The sequence below is a fragment of the Phenylobacterium montanum genome, assembly GCF_018135625.1.
Taxonomy (GTDB): Bacteria; Pseudomonadota; Alphaproteobacteria; order Caulobacterales; family Caulobacteraceae; genus Poindextera; species Poindextera montana.
Map to the genome: position 1 here is coordinate 887795 of NZ_CP073078.1, position 23514 is coordinate 911308.

Consider the following 23514-nt stretch of genomic DNA (forward strand, 5'->3'; position numbering starts at 1 on the left):
GGCCGGCTTGACGACAGGTCGGGCCGGCCGAACCTTGTGTGTCGTGATTTGGGGAGGCCGCCGCATGAAGATATCCGGATTGGCGGCGGGCCTCGCCCTGGCCTCGGCGCCCATGGCGGTGGCGAGCGACGCCGTCTCGCACCGGGCCATCGGCTATATCTGCTCGGCCGAGCACCCCGTCGCCGCCGGCGGCGAACGGCGCCTGGTGAGGGTGCCCGGCGTCGGCAGCGGGGGCTTTCCGGTCGCTACCCGCAGCCACGAGGCCCAGGCCTGGTTCGACTACGGCATGCAGTTGGCGCACGCCTTCTATCACGACGACGCCAAGGCCGCCTTCAAGCGCGCCGCCGAGCTGGACCCCACCTGCGCCATGTGCGTCTGGGGCCAGGCCTGGGCGGCGGGGCCGACCATCAATTTCGACATTTCGGCCGACGAGACCAAGGCGGCCGCGGCCCTGGCGGACAAGGCCTTCGCCCTCGGCGCCGGTGAATCGGCGAAGAACCGAGGCCTGTTGCAGGCGCTGAAGCTGCGCTACGGCGCCGACACGGCCGCCTCGGACCTTGCCTTCGCCAAGGCCGTAGACGCCCTGTCTCGCACCTATCCGGATGACGCCGAAGTCGCCATCCTGACCTCGGACGCCTGGCTGATCGTGGCGTCGAGCCATGAAGACTTCCAGGGCGTTCCCCGCGCGGTTTCGGTGCTGGAGCCGGTCCTGCGCCGCGATCCAAACAATACCGGCGCCATTCACTTCTATATCCACGCCACCGAGTTCAACGGCGAGCCAGCCCTGGCCCTGCCCTATGCCGAGCGGCTCGGCCGCCTGGCCCCCGGCGCCAGCCACCTGGTGCACATGGCCTCGCACACCTTCTTCCGCGTGGGCCGCTACGAGGACGCCGCGACCAGCAACGCGGCGGCCATCGCCTCGGACGGCGCCTACCTGCAAGCCACCCGGGACGCCCGCCCTCAGGGCCAAGTGCGCTATCACGGCCATGACCTGCGGTTCGGCCTGTCGGGGGCCATGGCCGCGGGCGATGGTCCCCTGGCCCTGCGTCTCGCCGACCACGAGGCCTACGCGTATCCGGCTGCGGCCCACGTGCCTGGCGCCCAGAGCATGGCGGGCTGGGCGCTTGTCGCCTATGGCCGCTTTGCGCCGGGCCGGGCGCTCGCCATGCCGGATCCGGGGGCCGCGGCGCCCCTGACCGAAGCGCTGCGCCACTACGCCCGCGGCGAAGCCTTCGCCGCCAAGGGCGACAGCGCCGGGGTTCTCGCAGAGGCGGCCCAGTCCGGCCCTAGCAAAGAGGCTGTAGACGCCGCTCCGGCCTATGTGCGTGACGCGACCTCGGCGGTGCTGAAGATCGCCCAACTGACGCTGAAGGGCCGCGCCGCCATGCTGCAGGGCGACCACCAGGGCGCGATCGCCGCCTATCAGGCCGCTGTCCAGCTGCAGGACAAGAACCTCTCCGACTGGCAGCTCAGCGACCCGCCGCAGTGGTGGTACCCGGAGCGCCGCAGCCTCGCCGCCGCCCTGCTGGCCGCCGGCGAGCCGGCCCGCGCCGCCGAGGAAGCGCGCAAGGCGCTCAAGACCTGGCCTGAGGAGCCGCTGACCCTGCAGGTGCTGGCCAAGGCCGAGCTGGCGGCGGGGCAAAACGCAGCCGCCAAGCGGGACGCCGCCAGGGCTAGCCGCGGCTGGCGCGGGCCGCCGGTCAGCTTGGCGCGGCTGTGAACAATGTCGGGCTCCATCGCGCTCGGCGGGACGGTATAGAGTGACTTGACTATGGGACGCCCCGATGCGGCGTAGTACGGCATCCAGATGCACTCCAAGCTCGATTCAGCTCAGCCCCCTCGCGAAGAGCACCGCCCGGCGCGGTCGCCCTGGCCACGGCCGCTCAGGCTCGCCGCGATCGCCGTCGTCATTCTGGCGGTCTTGATTGGCCTGTACGCCGCCTTCGGCTTCTGGGCGGCGCCGCGGCTGATTCGCTCGCAGGTGGTCGCCCAGGCCGACCAGCGCTATCACCGCCAAGCCTCGATCGGCGAGGTGCGGGTCAATCCGTTCACACTCAGGCTGGAGGCCCAGGATTTCCGCCTGCCTGACGCCGACGGCAAGCCGATGATTGGCTTCGACCGACTGGCGGTGCAGGTCTCGCCCAGCTCGATCTGGCGTGGGCTGGACTTCACCGAGATCGCGCTGGAGGGGCCCAGGCTACGGGTGGTGATCCGCCCCGGCGGCCGGCTTAACCTGATGGACCTCGCCCCGCCGCCCAGCGGCAAGCCGGCGCCCAAGGGGCCGCCGCCGAAGGTCCGGATCGATCACCTGTCGATCCAGCGCGGCGCGGGCGAGTTTGTCGATCTCGACCGCGAGATCCCCTTCACAAAGGCCTTCGCCCCGATCGGCTTCAGCCTGCACGACTTCAGCACTGTCGAAGACGGCGCCAAGTTTTCGCTGAAAGCTGTCACCGACCGCGGCGAGCATCTGGCGTGGACGGGAAGCCTCGGCGTCGCGCCATTGACTTCGCGGGGACGGGTGACTCTGACCAGCATCAAGGCCCAGCCCCTTGCGGCGCTGGCGGGCGACGCCCTGCCCTTCGGTGTCAGCGGCGGCGCCCTCGACGTCCTGGCCGGCTACGATTTCGCCCTGGACCGCGAGCGGCTGAAGCTGACGCTCGACATCGACCAGGCCAAGCTCGCCGGCGTGGGTCTGCGCGCCCGCGGCGCCGATCGCGATTGGGTCAGCCTGCCGCTGGTGACTGTCAGCGGCGTCCATGTGGATGCCCCCGCCAGGGCGGTGAAGGTCGGCGGTATCGTGCTGAACCAGCCCAGCGTCACCGCCTGGCTCGACCGTGACGGGATCAACCTGGCACGTTTGGCGGGGCCGGCCCATCCCAAGGCTCCCGCAGCCGTCGCTGCGCCCGCCGGGCCTGCCTGGACCGTCAGCCTTCCGGACCTCCGCATTCACGCCGGCGCGGTGACCTTCGAGGACCGCACCGCCTCGTCCCCCGTCAAGGTCGCCGCCACGCCGGTCGAGTTCACCGTCACCGGCTTAGCCCTGCCGATCACGGCGCCCGTCCAGGTCGAGGCCAGCACCGGCGTCGATGGCGGCGGCCGCGTCGCCGCCAAGGGGAGTGTGGACCTGACCAGGCTGGCGACGGACCTGGACCTCGACGCCCAGGGCCTGACCTTGCAGCGCGTGCAGCCCTATCTGGACAAGTCGGCCAACCTGAATCTGCTCTCGGGCAAGCTCGGCGCCCACGGTCACCTGACCTACGCCGACGGCGCGGCGACCTATGCCGGCCAGGCGGCGATCGACGATTTGCATACGGTCGACAGGGTCTTGAAGCAGGACCTGGTCAACTGGCGTAGACTGGCCCTCGACGGGATCAGCGTCCAGACCAAGCCCCTGGCGATCAAGGTCAAGACCGTCACCGCGCGCGCGCCCTACGCCAAGCTGGTGATCGGGCCGAACTATGTGACCAACATCCAGGACGTGCTGAGCCCGCCGGGCGCCGTCCGGCCAGCGGCTCCGTCCGCCGGCGACGCCAAGACCGCGCCGACCGCGCCGCGCCAGGCCCTGCCGGTCGAGATCGGCCTGGTGCGGATACAGGGCGGGACGCTGGACTATGGCGACCTGACCCTGACCCCCCATTTCGCCGCCGGCATCCAGAGCCTCGGCGGGACCATCAAGGGTCTGTCCGGCCGCCAGGACGCCCGCGCCACGGTCGCCCTGACCGGCCAGGTGGACCGCTATTCGCCAGTCAAGATCGACGGCCAGATCAACTATTTCGCCGCCCGGAGCTATACCGACGTGAAGATGAGCTTCCAGAACATTGAGCTCACCACCCTGTCGCCCTACTCCGGCAAGTTCGCCGGCTATCGCATCGACAAGGGCAAGCTGAACATCGATCTCCACTACAACATCGACGATACGAAGCTGCACGCCACCCATCACGTGGTGATCAACCAGCTGCAGCTGGGCGACAAGGTCGACAGCGCCGACGCGGTGAAGCTGCCGGTCAAGCTGATCGTGGCGCTGTTGAAGGACCGGAACGGGGTGATCGACGTGCCGATCGAGATCGACGGCAGCCTGGACGACCCGAAGTTCAAGGTCTGGCCGGTGATCTGGCACATCGTGCACAACCTGATGGTCAAGGTGGCGACCGCACCCTTCACCGCGCTGGGCAAGCTGTTCGGCGGCGGCGAGGAGCTGAGCTATGTCGACTTCGCCCCGGGCGCCGCAGGCCTGGACGAAGCCGGCGGGCGCAAGGTCGCGAGCCTGGCGCAGGCGCTGAATGACCACCCGGCCGTCAATCTGGAAATCCCCATGGTGGCCGATCCGGCGGCAGACCGGCCTGTGCTGGCCGAGGCCCGCTACCAGGCCGAGATCGCCGCGGCGCAGGCGCAGTTCAAGCCGCCGGCCAAGGCCTGGTATGGCAAGGCGCCCACGCCCGTCGCGCTGCGCCGCGCCATGCTAGAGCAGCTCTATCAGAAAGATTTCGGAGCCCGCCCCGAGGTCCCCAAGCCGCCGGAGGTCAAGCAGGGGCCCAAGCCCGACGCCGACCAGCTGGCCATCGATTGGCTGGAGGCGAAGATTCGCGCCCATGTCGCCGTCAGCGACCAGGATCTGCAGCAGCTCGGCCGCGCCCGCGCCCAGGCGGTGCAGGACGCCCTGATGAAGGACGGCAAGGTCGATCCGACCCGGGTTTTCATCGTCACCGCCCCGCCCGCCGATGCGCCCCAGGTGCGAATGCAGCTGACCCTGAAGTAGGACGAACCGCCTTCGGCTGAATGGTCATTCAATCACGAGCTGGGAGAAAGTCGCCCAGGTTCAATTCATCCGGCCCATGCGTCGCCCCGCGTCAGGAAATTCCTGATTGCCAAACGCGCGATTGAATGCTCATTTAACTGCATGCGGTACGGAACCTCCCAGACTTCCGAGATCAAGCCCGCTGGGCGCGCGCCGCTTCGGGTGGGCATCGTCCTGGCCGAGAACTTTACCCTCTCGGCCTTCGCCCTGTTCATCGACCATCTGCGCCTGGCCGCCGACGAGGGCGACCGCAGCCGGCCGCTGAACGTGCAGTGGTCGATCATGGCCTCGAGGCCCGACCCCCTGCGCGCCAGCTGCGGGGTGATGACCTCGCCCACCTCCAGCTTCCTGGACCCGCGCGAGCTGGACTATGTGGTGGTGGTCGGCGGGGTGCTGCATGCCGGCCGCCAGATCGACGACGCCACCGAACGCTATCTGAAGCGGGTGTCCGAGGCCGGCGTGCCGCTGATCGGCATGTGCACCGGCAGCTTCATCCTCTGCCGCGCCGGCCTGATGAAGAACCGCAAGGTCTGTGTCAGCTGGTACCACTACCAGGACTTCCTGGACGAGTTCCCGGACCACGACGTGGTCGCCGACCGCCTGTTCGTCGCTGACGGGGACCGCATCACCTGCGCCGGCGGCGCCGGCACGGCCGACCTGGCCAGCCACCTGATCGAGCGCCACATCGGCTGGTCGGTGGCGCAGAAGGCCAGCCAGGTCCTGCTGTTCGACCGCACCCGCGGCGGCGGCGAGGCCCAGCCGCACCCGCCGATGTCGGAAAAGGTCAGCGACCCGCGGGTGCGCCGCGCCTTGCTGTTGATGGAGCAGAACCTGGCCCGGCCGCTGCCGATCTCGCTGGTGGCCGATAAATTGGGCCTCTCCACCCGCCAGTTCGAACGCCTTTGCCATGGAGCCCTGGGCATGAGCCCGGCTTCGGCCTACCGGCACCTGCGCCTCCGCTACGCCCACTGGCTGATCGGCAACACCGATCGCTCGGTCACCGAGATCGCCCACGAGGCCGGCTTCGCCGACTGCGCCCATTTCTCGCGCCAGTTCAAGGAGACCTACGGCTCCTCCCCCTCCGGCCAACGCCGCCGCAGCGACCACGCCGGCGAGGTCGGCGACCTGGCCGGCATGCGGGTGTTCGGTTAGGCCGCTTCACCGGTCCACTGCGCCACCTTCTGCAACAGCTTGGCGGGCACGATCGGCTTTGCCAGGTGATCGTCCATTCCCGCCTCGAGGCAGGCTTCGATCTGAGGCTCAAGCACATTGGCGCTGAGGGCGACGATCGGCGCGCCGTGGCTGAGCGCAGCGGAGTTGCGGATCGCCCGGGTCGCCGCCAACCCGTCCATGCCGGGCATCTGCATGTCCATCAGGATCACGTCGAACCGCGTTTTTGCGGCCGCGTCGATCGCCTCCGGCCCGCTGGCGGCTTCGTCCACCCGATGGCCGACCGCCTCCAATATGGCGCGCACCAGTTCGCGGTTCGTCGACATGTCGTCGACGATCAGGATGTTGGCGGGCCGATCCTCCGAGCCCGACGCACCAAAGACCGCCCCGGCCGGCGCTGGCTCCTGGGCCGGCGGCGCGGGAACCTCGAACCAAAAGGTCGAGCCAACGCCTTCGACGCTGTCGACCCCGATCCGGCCCGCCATCAGGTCCACCAGGTTCTTGCAGATCGCAAGGCCAAGACCGGTTCCACCGTGGAGCCGCGTATTCGAGCCGTCCAGCTGCGAAAAGCGCTGGAACAGCCGGCGTTGATCGGCCGCCGACACGCCCTCGCCGGTATCGCGCACCGCCACGCGCAACTGCTGCGAGGCCGGATCATAGGCGGCGCTGAGTTCGACCTCGCCCTTCTGGGTGAACTTGATGGCGTTGGTCAGCAGATTGAGGACCACCTGCCTCAGGCGGGCGCTGTCGGCATGGACGAAGTCGGGCGCCGCGCCGATCGAAAGGTTCAGGCTCAGGCCCTTCGCCGTCGCCTGTCGGCTGACCAGATCAACGGCCTCGCGCAGCAGCGCAGCGGGCGCGAAGGCGTGCGGCGCCAGCTGGATCTGGCCGGCCTCCATTTTTGAGAAGTCGAGGATGTCGTTGACGATGTCGAGCAGGGCTTCGCCCCCGCTGCGAATCCGGTCGACGAAGGTTCGCGAACGGCCGCTGAGTTCGGGTTCGGCTTCCAGAAGGCCGGTGAAGCCGATGACGGCGGTCAGCGGCGTCCTGATCTCGTGGCTCATATTGGCCAGGAACTGCGACTTGGCGACCGAGGCGGCTTCGGCCTCGATCGTGCGCCGGCGCAGCTCGTCCTCCATGCGCCGACGCTCGGTGATGTCGCGCAGGACCGAGACCACGCCAATCACCCGGCCGGCCTCGTCGGTGATCGGCGAAGGATTGCCTTCCAGCCAGACAAAGCTTCCGTCGGCCCGGCGCAGCCGCATGGCGACGCCCGAAGCCGGGATCTCGCCGCCCGCCAGTTGGCTCAAACGCGCGGCGGCCTCCCTGGCATTGTCCGGATGGACGAGATGCTGCGTCGTGCGACCGACAAGGTCCTCGGGCCGGTAACCCAGCTGGGCGACGGAAGGCGAGACGTAGCGGACCACCCCGTCGAGGTCGAACTGGGCGATGATGTCCACCGTTCGATCAGCCAGCACCCGATAGCGCGCCTCGCTGACCGCCAGGCGCTCCAGCGCGCTCTGGGTCTCGCCCTGCCTGTGCTCCAGTTCCTGCATCAGGCGGGCGCGATTGGTCAGGGCGGAGGCGATCGGCAGCACCAGGGCCGTCGTGGCGGCGAAATAGATCCGCAGCATCAGCACGCGCTGGGCGGGCTCGAACGCCTCGGCGCCGGCCGGCAGATGTCCCAAATGGGTCAGGATGATCGAAACCGCGGCCGTGCAGAGCAGCGCCAGGGCCGCCCCGGTCAGGTGCAGCTCGAAGGCGACCAGCACCAGCGAGGCTGGGATCAGGGAATAGACCTGATAGCGGCTTTGGCCGAACACGGCCGCGAGGCTGATCCCCAGAAGCACGAGGGAAAGGACGCCTCGCCTCGCCCGAAACCTGGCCCAGAGCTCTCTCAGCGCCTGTGGCGTCGCCACCAGAAGCGCCGGTGTGATCGTCAATAGGCCCAGGGCGTCCATCGCCCACCAGTCAAGCACGTCGCCCAACAGCGGATCGCCGCGCCACAGGGACAGGAGCAGGCCGGAAGCCAGCGCCGCCGACAGCGGGGCGATGACGCCCGCCGCCAATGCGAAGCCGCGCAACTGGCGCGGCTGGGTTAGGTCGACCTCGCCGCCCGTCAGCCTCAGGGCCGCCCAGGCGCAGACCAGGTTTTCAAGGCTGTTGCACACCGGCAACACCACGACCGGCGCCAGGGCGTTCCCGGCGATCAGCTTGGCGGCGACATTGGCCAGCAGGCCGGCCAGCAGCAGCGAGGGCCACCAAGCCTTTTGCGAGCGAAGCAGCACCGCCACCACGATGGCGTTGGCGGGCCAGATTGCGGACAGATCGTTCAGCTGACGCCGGAACAGCAGGCTGACGAAGGTGAGGCAGAAGACCAAACCGGCGACGATGACGACCCGCGTCCACAGGCCGCGATCATCTCCATTCGTTAATTGCCTGTCCGCCATCCGATTCGCCAACCCCGCGGCCGCAATCGATCGACTTTACCAGCGTCAGCGCGGGATTTGCGCTTTGAGAACGGGTCGCAAGGCGAGGCGCGAATGGCCTCGCCCGCCCCTGTTCCTACTTCCCGAAGTGATAGGTCGCCGTCAGGCCCCAGGTCCGAGGCCTGGCGTAAACGCTGGGGATCTGGCCGGTATAGGCCGCCACGTCGAATGTATAGACCCGGTAGATCTCCTGCCCGACATTGTTGACATAGACCGCCATGTCCCAACGCTTGTTCGGCGGGGTGTAGCCGGCGCGCAGGTTGACCACGGTATGCGGCGCCTCGTGCTCGACCGGGGCGCACAGCACCGAGAAGCAGAAGCGGCCCTTGTAGGTCGCGTCGACCTGGGCGAAAGCCGTGCCCCAGTCGGCGTAGTAGTCGTAACGCGCCAGGAGGCTGCCCGAGGTCTTGGGGTCCTGGGGCAGGTGATGGGTGACGATGGTCTGGTCCGGCAGCGGGACGTCCTTCACCTCGTTGTCCATGGCCGAGAAATTGGCCTGCAGGGTCAGGCCGCGGATCGGGTGGGTGGTCAGCTCCGCCTCGAAACCCTCTTCCTGCGCAGGCAGGTTGATCACCGTCTCCACCAGGCCGTATTCGGCGAAGGCCTGATAGTGATGATAGTCATAGTAGAACCCGGTCAGGTTCAGCGAGGTCGACAGCGGCAGCGACGCCTTCAGGCCGATCTCGTAGGCGTCCAGCACCTCGGGCCGATAGGGGATGCCATTGAGGAACGACACTTCGAACCCGGCCGTCGGGGTTGCGGTCGACAGGGTGAAGCCGCCGCTCTTGGTGCCGCGGTTGAAGCTCACATAGGTCAGAAGGTTGCGGGAGGGCTTGTAGTCCAGTTCGGCCCGCAGCGAATAGTCCGAGAACTGCTTGTCGGCGTCGGCGGGCGTAACCGTGATGCCGCTGGTCACCGGGGCCCCGGCGGCGGCGTTGAAGGCGTAGACGCGCCCTGTGTTGAAGATCACCGTCTCGCCGGTGTTGTCGGTGGCGAAATAGTTGACCTTGCGCTCGTCGTGCCAGTAGCGGGCGCCGAAGATGGCCTTGAAGTTGTCGGGCAGCTCCCACTCGTCCTGGGCGAAGAAGGCGTAGGAGGTGGTCTTCTGCTTGAAGCGCACCACCGGGATCAGGTTGAACACGGCGGGGAACGAGTAAGAAGCTGTATAGTGGCCGTCGATCCCCATGCCATAGGCGCCCATGACCAGCTCATGCTCGCCGAAGTGGCCGGACAGGCGGAACTCTTCCGAATACTGGGTGACGTGGGCGCCCTGGCGGAAATTGACCTGGTCGATCGGCGAGGCGCTGGCGTCCTCCATGTACGACTTGTAGATGTTCTGCAGGTCGCTGATCGAGGTCAGGCGGAACGGCCCCAGCGGCGCCTCGATCTTGATCTGATTATCCACCAGCGTGCGGTCGGTATAGGAGTCCTGGTTGGTGGCGACCTTCCACGGGTCGCCGCCGCGTTGGGGGTCGATGGCGTCGTTGCGGTATCCGGTCAGGTCGGTGCCGGTCGGGTAGTTCGGCCCCGGAAACGCCGGATTGTAGCCCAGCAGCAGCAGCGGGTTGACCATGTTGGCCGGCAGGTAGGTGCCCTGGCCGTGGGCGTTCGGATAGGCCGCCTCCCACGAATACATGCCCGCCGAGTTCTCATGCGGATTGCGGGCGTACTTGCTGATGAACTGGACGTTGGTGTCGGCGGTCGGCTGCCATTCGACGATGCCGCGCAAGGCCCAGTGGTTCGTGCCGCCGCGGTCGCGCACGCCGGGGGTCAGGTCCTGGATGTAGCCGTCGGAATAGGCGCTCATCGCCGACAGACGAACCTGCACGTTGTCGCGCACCGGGCCGGACACGGCGCCTTCGAAGTCCCGCTCGTTGAAGCTGCCGGTGGTTCCGGTCAGGTAGGCTTCGAAATCCTTGGTCGGCTTGTTGGAGATGAACTGGATCGCCCCGCCGGTGGCGTTGCGGCCGAACAGGGTGCCCTGGGGCCCGCGCAGCACTTCGACCCGTTGCAGGTCGAACAGGGGGAAGCCCGAGGACACGAACGAGCTGGCATAAGCGTCGTCCTGGTACACCGCGACCGGCGGTTCCTGCTCGTCGCCGAAGTCGTTCTGCGAGACACCCCGGATGTTGAAGACGACGGCCGACGGCGTGTACTCGTTCATCGACAGGCTGGGGGCGGCCTTGGTCAGGTCGGTGGAATCCTTGATGCCCAGGCTGGCGATCTGCTTGCTGGAGAAGGCGGTGACCGCGATGCCGACGTCCTGCAGCTTCTGTTCGCGCCGCTGGGCGGTGACGACGATGGCGTCGATGGTCTCGGGCTGAGCCGCCGCAGCGGGGGCAGCAGTAGCGGGCGCCGCGGTCTGGGCGAAGGCCGGCCCGGCCAGGGCGGCCGCTGCGGCGCCGGCCAGCAGGCCGCTGCGCAAGGCCGAGGCCCTCGCCGAACTCTTGGAAAACGCCATCATGATATCCCCCTGATTGGACCGCAGCTCGATTGGCGCATCGCCGGAGGCCGCCCGAAAGCTTGAGCCCCCTCCACCAGGGTCTGACCGCCCCTTGGGAAATCCGCTGAAGTCTATGAACGGATGAAACAACGCTATTGAATGAATCCGTCACCCATAACGGCGTTCACGTCACCAGTTTCACACAAAAACACTTGATGCGTCAAAGCATTGGCAAACCTTTGTTAGGCCTGAGTTCGATTTTGCGCAAGTCATCGCGATCGCTTCGGCGCGCACGCCGTAACGATCATCACCCGATGCCCCAGCGGGCCGATCCGCAGCGCCGCCAAAGCTCGTCGAAGTCGCGGCATGGCCCGTCAGCCGGCCCGCCGCACCTTCCTATCGTTGCGCGGTCTCCCAGTTCGGAGCCACGTAATAGTCGGCGTTGGACCGCGCGAGCGGCGGCTTGCCGAGAATATGGTCAGACGCCTTCTCCGCCAGCATGATGGTCGGGGCGTTGAGGTTGCCGGTGGTGATCGACGGCATGATCGAGGCGTCCACGACGCGCAGGGATTCGACGCCGATCACCCTGGCCTCGGGATCGACCACCGCCATGGGATCGTCGGCCCGCCCCATCTTGCAGCTGCAGGACGGGTGATAGGCGGTTTCGATCTTCTCGCGGATGAAGGCGTCGATCGCCTCGTCGCTGGTGGCGCCCGCCCCCGGCTGCAGTTCCTCGCCGCGGTAGGGATCGAACGGCGCCTGGGCGAAGATCTCGCGGGTCAGGCGCACGCAGGCCCGCATCTCGGTCCAGTCGTCCGGGTGGCTCATATAGTTGAAGCGGATCTCGGGCTTGGCGGTCGGGTCGGGCGAGGTCAGCCGCACCCAGCCGCGGCTCTTCGACCGCATCGGCCCGACATGGGCCTGAAAGCCGTGCTGCTTGGCCAGGGACTGGCCGTCATAGGTCACCGCCAAGGGCAGGAAGTGGTACTGGATGTCTGGATAGCGGATCCCGGCGCGGCTTCGGATAAAGCCGCAGCTCTCGAAATGGTTGGTGGCCCCCAGGCCATTCTTGAACAGGATCCAGCGCGCCCCGATCAGCGCCTTGGCCAGGGGATTCATCGCCGAATAGAGCGTGATCGGCAGCTTGCTGGCGACCTGGAAATAGAATTCCAGATGGTCCTGCAGGTTTTCGCCAACCCCGGCGCGGTCGGCCACCACCGGCAACCCGAACCGCTTCAGTTCCTCCGCCGGACCGACGCCCGACAGCTTGAGCAGTTGCGGCGAGTTGATCGCCCCGCCAGCCAGCACCACCTCACGCCGGGCGCGGACCGTCGTCTCGCGCCCGCCCTGACGGACCCTGACGCCAACGGCGCGGCGGCCCTCGAACACCACCTGGGTGACCAGGGCATGGGTGCGCACCTCCAGATTCGGGCGGCGACCGCGGATAGGCTTCAGATAGGCGTTGGCCGCGCTCCAGCGCCGCCCCTCGCCCACCGTCATGTCCATGCGGCCGAAGCCTTCCTGCTGGCGGCCGTTGATGTCCTCGGTCAGGGGATAGCCGGCCGCCTCGGCCGACTTCAGCCAGGCTTCATGCAGGGGATTGCGCAGAGTCCCGTAGGAAGTTTTCAGCGGCCCGCCCGAGCCGCGATAGGCGTCGCCGCCCTCCGCCCGGTCCTCGGCGCGTTTGAAATAGGGCAGCACGTCGCCATAGCCCCAGCCGCGCGCGCCTTCGTCCTGCCAGCGCTCGAAGTCCAGCGGATTGCCGCGCACATAGACCAGGCCGTTGATCGAGGACGATCCGCCCAAAACCTTGCCGCGCGGGGTGTGGATGCGCCGCCCGCCCAGGGCCGGCTCCGGTTCCGCCTCATAGGCCCAGATGTAGCGGGGATTGTTCATCGGGATCGACAGGGCCGTCGGCATCTGGATGAAGATCGAGCTGTCGTTCCCGCCGAATTCCAGCAGCAGCACACTGGACTTGCCGTCCTCGCTCAGCCGGTTGGCCAGGACGCAGCCGGCCGAGCCGGCGCCCACGATGATATAGTCGAAGCTGTCAGCCACCCGCCGGTCCGCCTGCGGTCAGTAGGGAGAGTCGATATCGCCCAGGGCGACATAGACGCTCTTCAATTGCGAATAGTGCTCGATCGCGGCCTTGCTGTTCTCGCGGCCCAGGCCCGACTGCTTGACGCCGCCGAACGGCAGCTCGATCGGGGTGATGTTGTAGTGGTTGATCCAGCAGGTTCCGGCCTGCAGGCGCGCCACGACGCGATGCGCCCGGGTCAGGTCGTTGGTGAACACCCCGGCGGCCAGGCCGAACTCGGTGGCGTTGGCGCGGGCGACCACCTCGTCCTCATCGTCGAAGCCCAGCACGGTCATCACCGGGCCGAAGATCTCTTCCCGCACGATGGCCATGTCGTCGTGGCAGCCGTCGAACACGGTCGGCTCGACGAAGCAGCCCTTGGCCAGGGCGCCTGTCGTCACCCGATGGCCGCCGACCAGGACCTTGGCCCCCTCGGCGCGGCCGCGCTCGATATAGCCCAGCACCTTGTTCATGTGGGCTTCCGAGATCAGCGCCCCGACCTGGGTCTTCGGATCCAGCGGGTCGCCCACCGCCATCTTGGAGACCCGACCGACCAGCTTCTCCAGGAACGCCGCCTTGACCGAATTGTGCACGAACACCCGCGTGCCGTTCGAGCAGACCTCGCCGGCCGAATAGAAATTGGCCAGGAGCGCGCCGGAGACGGCGTTGTCCAGCTTGGCGTCCTCGAACACGATCAGCGGCGACTTGCCGCCCAATTCCAGCGTCACGGCCTTGAGGGTGGCGGCGGCGTCGGCCATCACCTTCTTGCCCGTGCCGACCTCCCCGGTCAGCGAGATCTTGCGGATCTTGGGGTGGCGGCTCAGCAGCTGACCGGTGGCTGCAAAGCCCTGCACCACGTTGAACACCCCGTCGGGCAGGCCGGCCTCGGTGAAGATCTCGGCCAGGCGCAGGGCGGTCAGCGGGGTCAGCTCGGCCGGCTTGAAGATCATGGCGTTGCCGCAGGCCAGCGCCGGCGCCGACTTCCAGCAGGCGATCTGCAGCGGGTAGTTCCAGGCGCCGATCCCGGCCACCACCCCCAGGGGCTCGCGGCGGGTATAGCCGAAGGCCTCCGGCCCCAGGTCGACCTGCTCGCCGGTCAGGGTGGCGGCGAGGCCGCCGTAATATTCCAGGCAGTCGGCGCCCGAGAGCACATCGACGGCGATGGTCTCCTGGATCGGCTTGCCGGTGTCGCGGCATTCCAGCTCGGCCAGTTCGTCATTGGCGGCGCGCAAGAGATCAGCCGTGCGTTTCAGCACCCTGCCCCGCTCCGCCCCGGTCATCGCCGCCCAGCGAGCCTGGCCGCGCTCGGCCGCCGCCACCGCCGCCTCCACCGTCTCCGGCCCGGCGATCTCGACCTCGGCGATGGTCTCGCCCGTGGCGGGGTTGATGGTCTTGAAAGTCTCGCCCGAGCCGGCGACGAAGCAGCCGCCGACATAGCTGCGGCGCAGCTCGCCCGCGGGCCTGGCCTTGGGCGCGACCCTCGTCTGCGCAAGGCGGCTGTCGACGAAGGCGGTCAGAAGCGCGCGCGCGGCCTCGCTGTCGGCCTCCTGCCAAGTGGACAGGGCCGCCCGGAGCCAGACCCCGTCGATCATGGCCGCGATCATGGCCGCAAGACGGTTCGCCTCCGCCGGCGCCACCAGCATCTTCAGCGCATGGCGCAGGTTGGACAGCATCCGCCGCTGATAGACCGCCTGCACGCGCCGCAGCCGCTCGGTGTGCAGCACCTGACCCCAGAAGGCCAGCCAGGCGGCGCCGGTGCGCTGGTCGAACTCCTTGGCGTCCAGATTGGCGTCGATCACGGCCTGGATCCGCTCTCGCGGGCCATTGGCCTGATGCAGCCGCGTCACGACCTTGACCCCGATGCTGGAGGTCAGGGCGCGGAAAGCCGCGTCCAAAAGGCCGTCCTTGTCGCCGAAATAGTGCGCCACGAGGCCCGGCGAGACATTGGCCCGCCCCGCGATCTGCGACAGGGTGGATCCGACATAGCCGAGCTCGGCCAGGCTATCGATGGTCATCTCGATCAGCTGCTGGCGCCGGCCTTCCTCGGCTTCGCTCTTGGGCGGGGCGCCGCCGACCGGGTTGGAGGAGGGATGAGAGGCCATGGACACCAAATTGAATCTTCGTTCAACGCCAGTCTAAGCCCGTCGAACTCGAAAAGGTCAATCCCCTTCGCAACTCTGAGGACGTCGCGGCTGACAGCGACGAGCGCCCGCGCTCGCCCACGAACCGAAACTAAATGTCCGTTCAGCTCAAGCCGCGGGTGCGAAGGGCTCGCCTCCGTGCATTTACGTTGACAGCGTTAACTCACCCATTGCAACTTTCGCCCCGCCGGACACCGTACCGGGCCGGCGACAGGTCCAAACAAGAAAGCGGGCATGCGTCGGCTTGGACCGCGCCTGGCCATCACAATAAGGTCCCGCCGCGGTCGGTCCTTGGGAGGAGACGATGAGACTGAAACCCCTCGCCATGACGGCGATGCTTCTCAGCGCGGTCTCGACTGCCGCCCTCGCCCAGGTTCAGCCCTGGATGAACGCCAAGCTGTCGCCGGACGAACGCGCGCGCCTTTTGGACCAGCAGATGACCGAGGATGAGCGCATCGCAATCCTTCATGGCCCGCTCGGCGTCGGCATCTTCGGCGCCAAGCTGCCGGCGGGCGCTATCGGCTCGGCCGGCTTCATCCCCGGAAATGCACGGCTTGGGATACCGGCGCTGCAGGAAAGCGACGCCAGTCTGGGTGTGGCCAATCCGGCCAATGTCCGCCCCGGCGACGGCGCCACCCCCCTGCCCTCCGGCTTGGCGATGGCGTCCAGTTTCGACCCTGACATAGCCTACGCCGCCGGCTCCATGGTGGGTCACGAGGCCTGGAGCAAGGGGCTGAACGTGCTCCTGGGCGGCGGGGTTGACCTGATCCGCGATCCACGCAATGGGCGCAACTTCGAATATTACAGCGAAGACCCGCTGCTGTCGGGCCTGATGGCCGGCGAAGCGATCCGCGGAACCCAGGAACAGCACGTGGTCTCGACCATCAAGCACTTTGCGCTCAACGACCAGGAAACCGGCCGCATGACGCTGAGCGCCAATATCGGCGAGGCGGCCGCCCGCGAGAGCGATCTTTTGGCCTTCGAGATCGCCATCGAAGGCGGGCGCCCCGGCTCGGTGATGTGCGCCTACAACCGGGTCAATTCGGTCTATGCCTGCGAGAACGACCAGCTTCTGAACAAGACGCTGAAGGGCGACTGGGCCTATCCGGGCTGGGTGATGTCCGACTGGGGCGCCGTCCACAGCGTCAAGGCGGCGGCGAATGGCCTGGACCAGGAATCCGGCGAGCAGCTGGACGGCACCGCCTGGTTCAACAAGCCGCTGAAGGCCGCCCTGGCCAGCGGCGAGATTCCGGCTGCGCGGGTGTCCGACATGAGCCGGCGCATCCTGCGCTCGATGTTCGCCGCCGGCCTGTTCGACCATCCGGCCACCAAGACGCCCATCGACTACGACGCCGACAATGCGGTCGCCAAACGGGCGGCCGAGGAGGGCATCGTCCTGCTCAGTAACCCGGGGGGACTGCTGCCGCTGGCGAAGACCGCCCGCTCCATCGTCGTCATCGGCGGCGACGCCGACGCCGGCGTTCTCTCCGGCGCCGGCTCCTCGCAGGTGGTCCCGGTCGGCGGGCCCGCCCGAACGGTGCAGATCGGCGGCGAAGGGCTGATCGATCTCAACGGCGTCATCGTCTACGACCGCTCCTCGCCGCTGGCGGCGATCAAGGCCAAGGCGCGCGGCGCCCACGTCACCTTCGAGCCTGGGCGCTATCCCAAGGCGGCGGCTGAAGCCGCCAAGGCCGCCGACGTCGCCATCGTCTTCGCCAACCAGTGGATGACCGAGGGGGCCGACGCGCCGGACCTCACCCTGCCCTCCGGCCAGGACGCGCTGATCGCGGCCGTGACCAAGGCCAATCCGCACACCATCGTCGTGCTGCAGACCGGCGGGCCCGTGCTGATGCCCTGGCTCGACCAGGCGGGCGCCGTAGTCGAGGCCTGGTATTCCGGGGCCAAGGGCGGCGAGGCGATCGCCGACGTCCTGTTCGGCGACGCCGACGCTACGGGCCGCCTGCCGATCACCTTCCCGGCCAGCGAGGCGCAGCTGCCCCGGCCGGACCTGCCCGGCGTCGGCCTGGCGCCGACCGCGAAGTTCGACGTCGACTATGCCGAGGGCTCGGAGGTCGGCTACCGCTGGTTCGCGCAAAAAGGCCTGAAACCCCTGTTCCCGTTCGGCTTCGGCCTGTCCTACACCCACTTCGACTACAGTGGGCTGAAGGTGACCGGCGGCCAGTCCCTGACCGTGCGCTTCGACGTCAAGAACACTGGCGGAAGGCCCGGTTCCGACACGCCGCAGGTCTATCTGACGGACGCAGCCGGCAAGGCGCACGTGCGCCTGATCGGCTTCCAGAGGGTGGCGCTCCAGCCGGGCGAAAGCAGGACCGTAACCTTGACCGCCGACCCCCGTCTTCTGGCCAGTTTCGATGAGGCCGCCCACCGGTGGAGGCTCGACGGCGGCGTGTACCATGTCGCTGTCGGCGCCTCGTCGGCGGACATGAAGCTCACCGGCGAAGCCAAGCTGGCCCCCAAGACCATGAAACCCTAGTTTTACCCGGGCAAAATATGCAAGATGCGGCTTCCAACCCTGTGGAGGCCGCATGAGCGAACGCCCGCCGAGCTTCAGCGCCTTTCTGGGTCACGATCTTGTGGCCCGGGGCGATCTGCGAACCGTGCTGACGGCGCTCGCGCATCGCCCGGGCGGAGAGGCGCCCGTGCTGATCCTGGACGACCTCACGGGCGATCGGATCGAGCCCGACCCGCGGCACGACCTCGAGACGAACATCGCCCGCCTGACCTCGTCCGCGGGCGATGCGGCCCCGCGAACCGGGCGAGGCCGCCCCCGCCTCGGCGTCACGGCCAGGGAGGTCACCCTCCTGCCCCGACACTGGGACTGGCTCGCCGCCCAACCGGGCGGAGCGTCCGCAGCCTTGCGTCGATTGGTCGATGCGGCGCGGCGGGAAGGTTCGGCGGAAGATGTGGCCCGCCGCTCCCACCGGGCCCTGGATCGGTTCCTCTACCTCGTGGCCGGCGATCTGCCGCTGTTCGAAGACGCCTACCGCGCCTTCTACGCCGACGATGCGGCGGGCTTCCGTCAGGCGATGGAAGCCTGGCCGAGCAGCGTGCGCGACCACGCATTGGCCCTTTTCGAAACGGCCCGCACCGACCGGGCGAAGGCGGCCCTGGGCGGCTAGGCGGCCGGCTGCGACTGCAGGGCCTTGGCCGCATCAAAGTTGCGGCACTCTTTCGGGTCGCCGCCGAACAGGCCATGGCGCTTGCCCGAGATCGCGTCGGCCAGGCACTGGGCGAGCGGACGCCTCGGGTCCTTGAATTCCGCCGCCGCCCGGTAGTCGCGCAGGGCCGCGGCGCTGTCCCCGCCGATCTGGTTGACCACGCCGCGATAGAAGAAGGTGTCGAAGTCCAGGGTGTGGCCGGCCCGCCCCATGGTCTCCGCGGTGTTGAAGTCCTCGATCGCGCCGGCGATGTCGCCGACCCGCGCCAGGGCGATCCCCCGATGCAGGCGGGCGAGACGCACCTCGCCGTCGTCGCCCGCGACCTGGCCATAGTCCTTGATCGCCAGGTCGGTCTCGCCATTGCCCAGATAGGCGTCGGCGCGGCTGAGGAAAAAGGTCGAACTGCCCTTGCCGTCCCGCAGTTCCAGGTCCCGATTGAAATCCGCCACCGCCGCCGCGTATTTGCCGAGCTTCATTTCGGCCTTTCCGCGAGCGTAGAAATACTTCTCGACCTTGTCGTTCCGGGCGATGGCGTTGGTGAACTGGTCCACGGCGCCCGAGGCGTCGCCGTTGGCGAGATAGGCCCGGCCGAGCAGGAACATGCCTTCGTCATTGGCCGGGTCCAGTTGGCGCACGCGCTTGAAAAACAGCGTGGCCAAGGCGAAATCGCCATGCTCGAAAGCCGCAACGCCGGCGATTCTGTCCCGTTCGACCTGATCGGCCTTCGCCGCGGGCGTGTCGACAGCCCCCATGACCGGCAGGCCGCGCGCCGTGGTCGCCCCCGCGGCTGAGGCTGGTCCGGGCGCTATCCACGCGGCCAGGATCACAGCCAGGATGAGGCCGACAGGCTGGAGCCCGGCGTCACGCTTCGACGTCATCTGTCCCTCAACCCGGACGCCACTGATCGGCGCAAGATCTAGCATGACGTTCACGACCCGCCCAACCGCTGCGCTTTAACGGCCTCTAACACGGTCTTCCGTCGATCCCGCAATGCGCTTGCCCCGGTTTCGGATAAAAAGCCGCTAAGTTTTACAGTTACAGCGCAGCTTAGCCATCAAGCGGGACGTGCGAACCTCTGCGACGGCGTGCTATCGGTCGTGGTAAGCTGGTTATGGCAGCCCCCGGAGAGGCTTTATATTGCCGCAGTCCACCACCCCTGATGCGCGAACCGGTTCGGATGCGGCGGCGATCGCCTCGCTGCGGCCGACCAGCGCGTCGGGCGTAAGCGAGCGGCGCAGCGAGCCTCAAGGCCGAGTGACGGTCGGTTCGGTGCTTAATCACATCTATCAGGTGCGGCGCTTCCTCGCCCAGGGCGGCATGGGCGAGGTCTACGAAGGCGTCAACATCAACACCGACGAGCGGGTGGCCATCAAGGTGATCCTTCCGCACCTGGCGCAAGATCCCAAGATCGATGCGATGTTCAGGAAGGAGGCGCGCACCCTCACCCGCCTGACCCATCCCGCGCTCGTGCAGTACCGCGTCCTTGCCCAGGAACCGGACCTCGGCGTGCTCTACATCGTCACTGAATTCGTCGATGGGGACGGACTGGACGAATTGATCGGCGAATTCCTGCCGAGCGAGGCCGAGCTTCGGGCGCTGACCCGCCGCCTCGCCGACGGGCTGCGCGCCGCGCATGAACTGGGCGCCGTTCACCGCGACATCTCGCCCGACAACATCCTCCTGCCCGGCGGCAAGCTCGAGGCGGCCAAGATTATCGACTTCGGCATCGCCCAGGACGGCTCCACCCCCCAAGGCACGCTGTTGGGCGAGGCCTTCGCCGGAAAGCTCGGCTATGTGGCGCCCGAACAGCTCGGCGATTTCGGCCGCGAGGTCGGCCCCTGGACCGATGTCTACAGCCTGGGCCTGGTGATCCTGGCCCTGGCGGCCGGCGGCAGCCTGGATATGGGCCTGACCCCGGCAGAAGCGGTCGATCGCCGGCGGGCAGGGCCGGACCTATCGCCCTTGCCCGAGGAGTTGCGAGCGGTGTTCCAGCGCATGCTGGAGCCCGATCCCCAGCGCCGCCTGCGCTCTATGGACCAGGTGATCAACGCGCTCGACGGAACCCTGCCGCAAGCGCCGGCGCTGCCTGCCTCGCCCCCTGCCCGCACCTCGCGCTCGGCCCTGATCGGCGCGACGGTCGGCGCGCTCGGGATCCTCGCCGCCTTCGGCCTCGGAGCGACCAGCCTCATGTCCTGGCTGGCGCGCCGGCCGCCGCCACCCGCGTCCGCCCCGACCATCGCGCCCGAGGCGGTGCTGGATTCCGCCCTTCGCTCGGCCAGCTGCGCCTGGTTGAACGACCGCATGTCGCGAGGGGCCGACGGCTTGCACATCGAACTCAGCGGCGCCGCAGGCGATCCGGCCGCTGCCGCCGGCCAGCTGACCCAGGCCATGGAAAAGGCTGGCGCGCATGTCGCCGCGACCGACCATTCGCTCGTACACGCCCTGCCTCCCACCGCCTGCGCCGCCGTAACGGCCTTCGCCCGGCTGCACGCGACATCCTCCGAAGCGACCTGGCTGAGACCTCAGGCCAACCTGTTCCACCTGTTGCCGGATCCCATCTGCCAGAACGATCCTCACCAGGGCGTGGCGGTGCTGAACCTTCGGGCGCCGCCGCCCGGCCCCGGCGAAGACGTCTCGCTTCTGCGCCTGGACGAGACCGGCGCCGTCAGCCCCGTCTTCACGAGCCTGGCCGATTTCAAGGCGAAGGCGGCGACGTCTCGCCCCCGGGGTTACAAGTTCGAGGACCTCGGCCCGCAGGGCCTGAGGATCAGCCTTTGCGAGAAGACGCGGGGCCTCAAGGGCATGCTGGTGATCCACGGCAAGCCGCCGTTCGATCTGGTGGGCCTGCGCCCAGGCCCTGCGCCTTCGGCGTCCGCCCAAGCCATCTCGCCCGATTGGATAGCCTCGGCCGGAAAGGCCCAGGGCTGGCGCACCCAGATGGCCTGGTACGAGGTCGAACAGGGATACCTGCCGACCCAAGCCCCTGCGAAAGCAACGACAAAGCGGCCCCCTCACCTCAAACTGCCGACCGTCAGGCAGATCAACCCGCCGCCACCGGCGCCGCGGCCAGACCGGCACGACACCCTGGGCACCGACTTCAAGTAGCCGCAGGCGCAATTGCGACGAGATTAGCCGCGGTCCATAAGGGCCCGCATCAAGAGTCGGGGGCAAATCCAGATCCCATGCTTTGTAGGAAGAGCCACTCGCCTCTCGGCGTCCCTCATCTTGGCCATGACCCTTCCCACCCGCGCCCGGCGGGCAAGACTGATCTCGGACGCAAGGCGATCGGCGGCCTGGCCGCCTTGAGCCTCAGTCTCCCTTTCCCGGCCTTCGCCGGAGCGCCGTCGCCCTGGCCGGACACCTTTCAGGGTCGTCTGGAGGCCCTCGCGGTGATGGAACGATTGAATGGCGCCCTGCTCGCCAGCCATAGCGCCACCCGGACACTCGAGGCCTGGTGCGCGGACCACCACATGGCCGATCCGGCCCGTGTGGTCGCCCAGCGCGTCCCCGGTCCGGACAAGCCCATCAGCGCCGAGCAGCGCGCCCGCCTTCAAATTGGACCTGATGAACCGGTACGCTATCGCCACGTCCAGCTGAGCTGCGGCGGCCATGTGCTGTCGGACGCCGACAACTGGTACGTGCCTTCACGCCTGACACCAGATATGAACCGCCTCTTGGACACCACCGACATACCCTTCGGCCGCGTGGTGCAGCCGCTGCGCCCCCAACGCCAGACCTTGTCCGCAGAGCGGCTGTGGTCGCCCCTGGCCAATGGTTGGGAAACTAGACCCGCCGAAGCGGAAGGATCGTCAGCCGGACGATTTCTAAGGCCTTCCCCGTTCCTGTTTCGCCATCAGGCCATTCTGTTCGACGAGCGGCATCGGCCCTTTGCGGAGGTGACTGAACGTTATACCGCCGAAGTTCTCGATTTTTCTCGCCGCTCGACGCCGTGATGCCCGCCGTCACCATTCGTGCGGTCGACATGGGCAGCGGCCGTGGCCAGTTAGAGACACTATTGAAATCGTAACGCGCTCAATTGCGGTTCCGCCGCTTCCGAAATCACTTGAGAACCAATCCAAGCACGGTTCAACTGAGCAAGGTTGGACGCGGCCCAAACGACATTCACTGACAACGCCGAGATATATTATGACACGAAGGCTCGTCCTGGTTACGGGTGGCGCCGGATTCATCGGTTCCAACATCGTCGCCGACCTTGCTGGCGACAATAATTTCGAGGTCGCGGTATGCGATCGCCTACGAAATGCCGACGATGGAAAATGGCGAAACATTGCAAAGCACCCCATCGTGGATTTTGTGGCGCCGCATGAGATCTTTCCTTGGCTCTATCGCAACGCAGATCGACTTTTGGCGGTCGTTCATATGGGAGCCATCTCGTCCACAACCGAACCCGATGCCGATCACATAATTCATACCAACTTCGGACTCTCGCGCGACCTTTTCCGCTGGTGCGCCGAACACCGTCAGCGCTTCATCTATGCCTCGTCGGCGGCGACCTATGGGGACGGATCGCTTGGTTTCGTCGATCGCGACGATCCTGATAGCCTGGCCGCCCTGCGCCCGTTGAACGCCTATGGCTGGTCGAAGGCGCTGTTCGACACTTTCGCCGCTCGGGAAGCGGCAGCCGGCAGGCACCCAGCACAATGGGTCGGCTTGAAGTTTTTCAATGTCTACGGACCAAACGAGGAGCACAAGCGAAGCATGCGCTCCATCGCGTCTCAAATCTGGCCAAATATACAAAACAATGTGCAAGTAAAACTTTTCAAGAGCTATCGAAGCGAATATCCAGATGGAGGGCAATTGAGGGATTTCGTCTACGTCAGAGATGCTGTTAGCGTCATTAGATGGCTTATTAATACGCCAGAGGTTAACGGGATATATAATTTAGGATCCGGCACCTCCAGGACTTTCGTCGCCCTTGCCGAAGCTGCCTTTAAAGCAGCTGGAAAAATTCCTGATATAGTCTACACCGACATGCCAGTATCCATTCGGGATAAGTATCAGTACTTTACACAAGCCAGAATGGAAAAGCTTTACCAAGCAGGATATAGTGGAAATTCCACGTCACTGGAAGATGGAATTTATGATTACTGCAAGAATTATCTGAACAACGCAGATCCATATCGCTGACATTGACAGGGCTCGAGGTTCGGAGAAGCCTGGACGTGCGCCGACGGGATCCGCAACCTCAACCGCTTTTTT

13 protein-coding genes are annotated in these 23514 nt (G+C 67.1%); 8 read left to right on the forward strand and 5 right to left on the reverse strand.

The features are described from left to right. Positions 1 to 64 precede the first annotated feature (64 nt). The 3 genes from KCG34_RS04065 (at position 65) to KCG34_RS04075 (ending at position 5947) form a co-directional block, all read left to right on the forward strand. The gene (locus KCG34_RS04065) at positions 65 to 1720 is read left to right on the forward strand and encodes a tetratricopeptide repeat protein (RefSeq protein WP_211939121.1); all 1656 of its coding nucleotides are present in this window, start codon (positions 65 to 67) and stop codon (positions 1718 to 1720) included. 87 nt (positions 1721 to 1807) lie between these two features. Further along, the gene (locus KCG34_RS04070) at positions 1808 to 4756 is read left to right on the forward strand and encodes a DUF748 domain-containing protein (RefSeq protein ID WP_211939122.1); all 2949 of its coding nucleotides are present in this window, start codon (positions 1808 to 1810) and stop codon (positions 4754 to 4756) included. 141 nt (positions 4757 to 4897) lie between these two features. Next, positions 4898 to 5947, forward strand: coding sequence for a GlxA family transcriptional regulator (locus tag KCG34_RS04075; RefSeq protein WP_211939123.1), 1050 nt, complete (start codon positions 4898 to 4900; stop codon positions 5945 to 5947). On the opposite strand, the gene KCG34_RS04080 is transcribed toward KCG34_RS04075, so the two are convergent. The 4 genes from KCG34_RS04080 to betB form a co-directional block, all read right to left on the reverse strand. Next, complete coding sequence (locus KCG34_RS04080; RefSeq protein WP_211939124.1) at positions 5944 to 8427, reverse strand: ATP-binding protein; 2484 nt, start codon at positions 8425 to 8427, stop codon at positions 5944 to 5946. The two genes, KCG34_RS04075 and KCG34_RS04080, sit on opposite strands and share 4 nt — an antisense overlap. A 103-nt stretch (positions 8428 to 8530) precedes the next feature. Next, positions 8531 to 10918 (reverse strand): TonB-dependent receptor, encoded by a 2388-nt coding sequence (locus KCG34_RS04085; protein WP_211939125.1) that lies wholly within the window; start codon positions 10916 to 10918, stop codon positions 8531 to 8533. A gap of 375 nt (positions 10919 to 11293) precedes the next feature. Beyond that, positions 11294 to 12955, reverse strand: coding sequence for a choline dehydrogenase (betA, locus tag KCG34_RS04090; protein ID WP_211939126.1), 1662 nt, complete (start codon positions 12953 to 12955; stop codon positions 11294 to 11296). A gap of 18 nt (positions 12956 to 12973) precedes the next feature. Next, positions 12974 to 15076: a betaine-aldehyde dehydrogenase gene (gene betB / locus KCG34_RS04095; protein ID WP_249138387.1), complete on the reverse strand. Its 2103-nt coding sequence runs from the start codon at positions 15074 to 15076 to the stop codon at positions 12974 to 12976. Between the two features lie 343 nt (positions 15077 to 15419). Between betB and KCG34_RS04100 the strand changes: the two genes are divergently transcribed. After that, positions 15420 to 17609 (forward strand): beta-glucosidase family protein, encoded by a 2190-nt coding sequence (locus KCG34_RS04100; protein ID WP_211939127.1) that lies wholly within the window; start codon positions 15420 to 15422, stop codon positions 17607 to 17609. Positions 17610 to 17661: 52 nt separating this feature from the next. Continuing rightward, a complete protein-coding gene (locus tag KCG34_RS04105) occupies positions 17662 to 18255 on the forward strand; it encodes a DUF2239 family protein (protein ID WP_211939128.1) in 594 nt (197 codons plus the stop codon). Here the strand turns inward: KCG34_RS04105 and KCG34_RS04110 are convergent. Then, on the reverse strand, positions 18252 to 19172 hold the full coding sequence (locus KCG34_RS04110) for a tetratricopeptide repeat protein (RefSeq protein ID WP_211939129.1): 921 nt from the start codon (positions 19170 to 19172) through the stop codon (positions 18252 to 18254). The genes KCG34_RS04105 and KCG34_RS04110 overlap by 4 nt on opposite strands. Before the next feature lie 259 nt (positions 19173 to 19431). Between KCG34_RS04110 and KCG34_RS04115 the strand changes: the two genes are divergently transcribed. The 3 genes from KCG34_RS04115 (at position 19432) to rfaD (ending at position 23442) form a co-directional block, all read left to right on the forward strand. Continuing rightward, positions 19432 to 21399: a serine/threonine-protein kinase gene (locus tag KCG34_RS04115; RefSeq protein WP_211939130.1), complete on the forward strand. Its 1968-nt coding sequence runs from the start codon at positions 19432 to 19434 to the stop codon at positions 21397 to 21399. A gap of 287 nt (positions 21400 to 21686) precedes the next feature. Then, positions 21687 to 22247 carry a hypothetical protein gene (locus KCG34_RS04120; RefSeq protein WP_211939131.1) on the forward strand — a complete coding sequence of 187 codons (561 nt, stop codon included), beginning with the start codon at positions 21687 to 21689 and terminating at the stop codon, positions 22245 to 22247. A 193-nt stretch (positions 22248 to 22440) separates the two neighbouring features. Then, a complete protein-coding gene (gene rfaD / locus KCG34_RS04125) occupies positions 22441 to 23442 on the forward strand; it encodes an ADP-glyceromanno-heptose 6-epimerase (protein ID WP_211939132.1) in 1002 nt (333 codons plus the stop codon). Positions 23443 to 23514 lie beyond the last annotated feature (72 nt).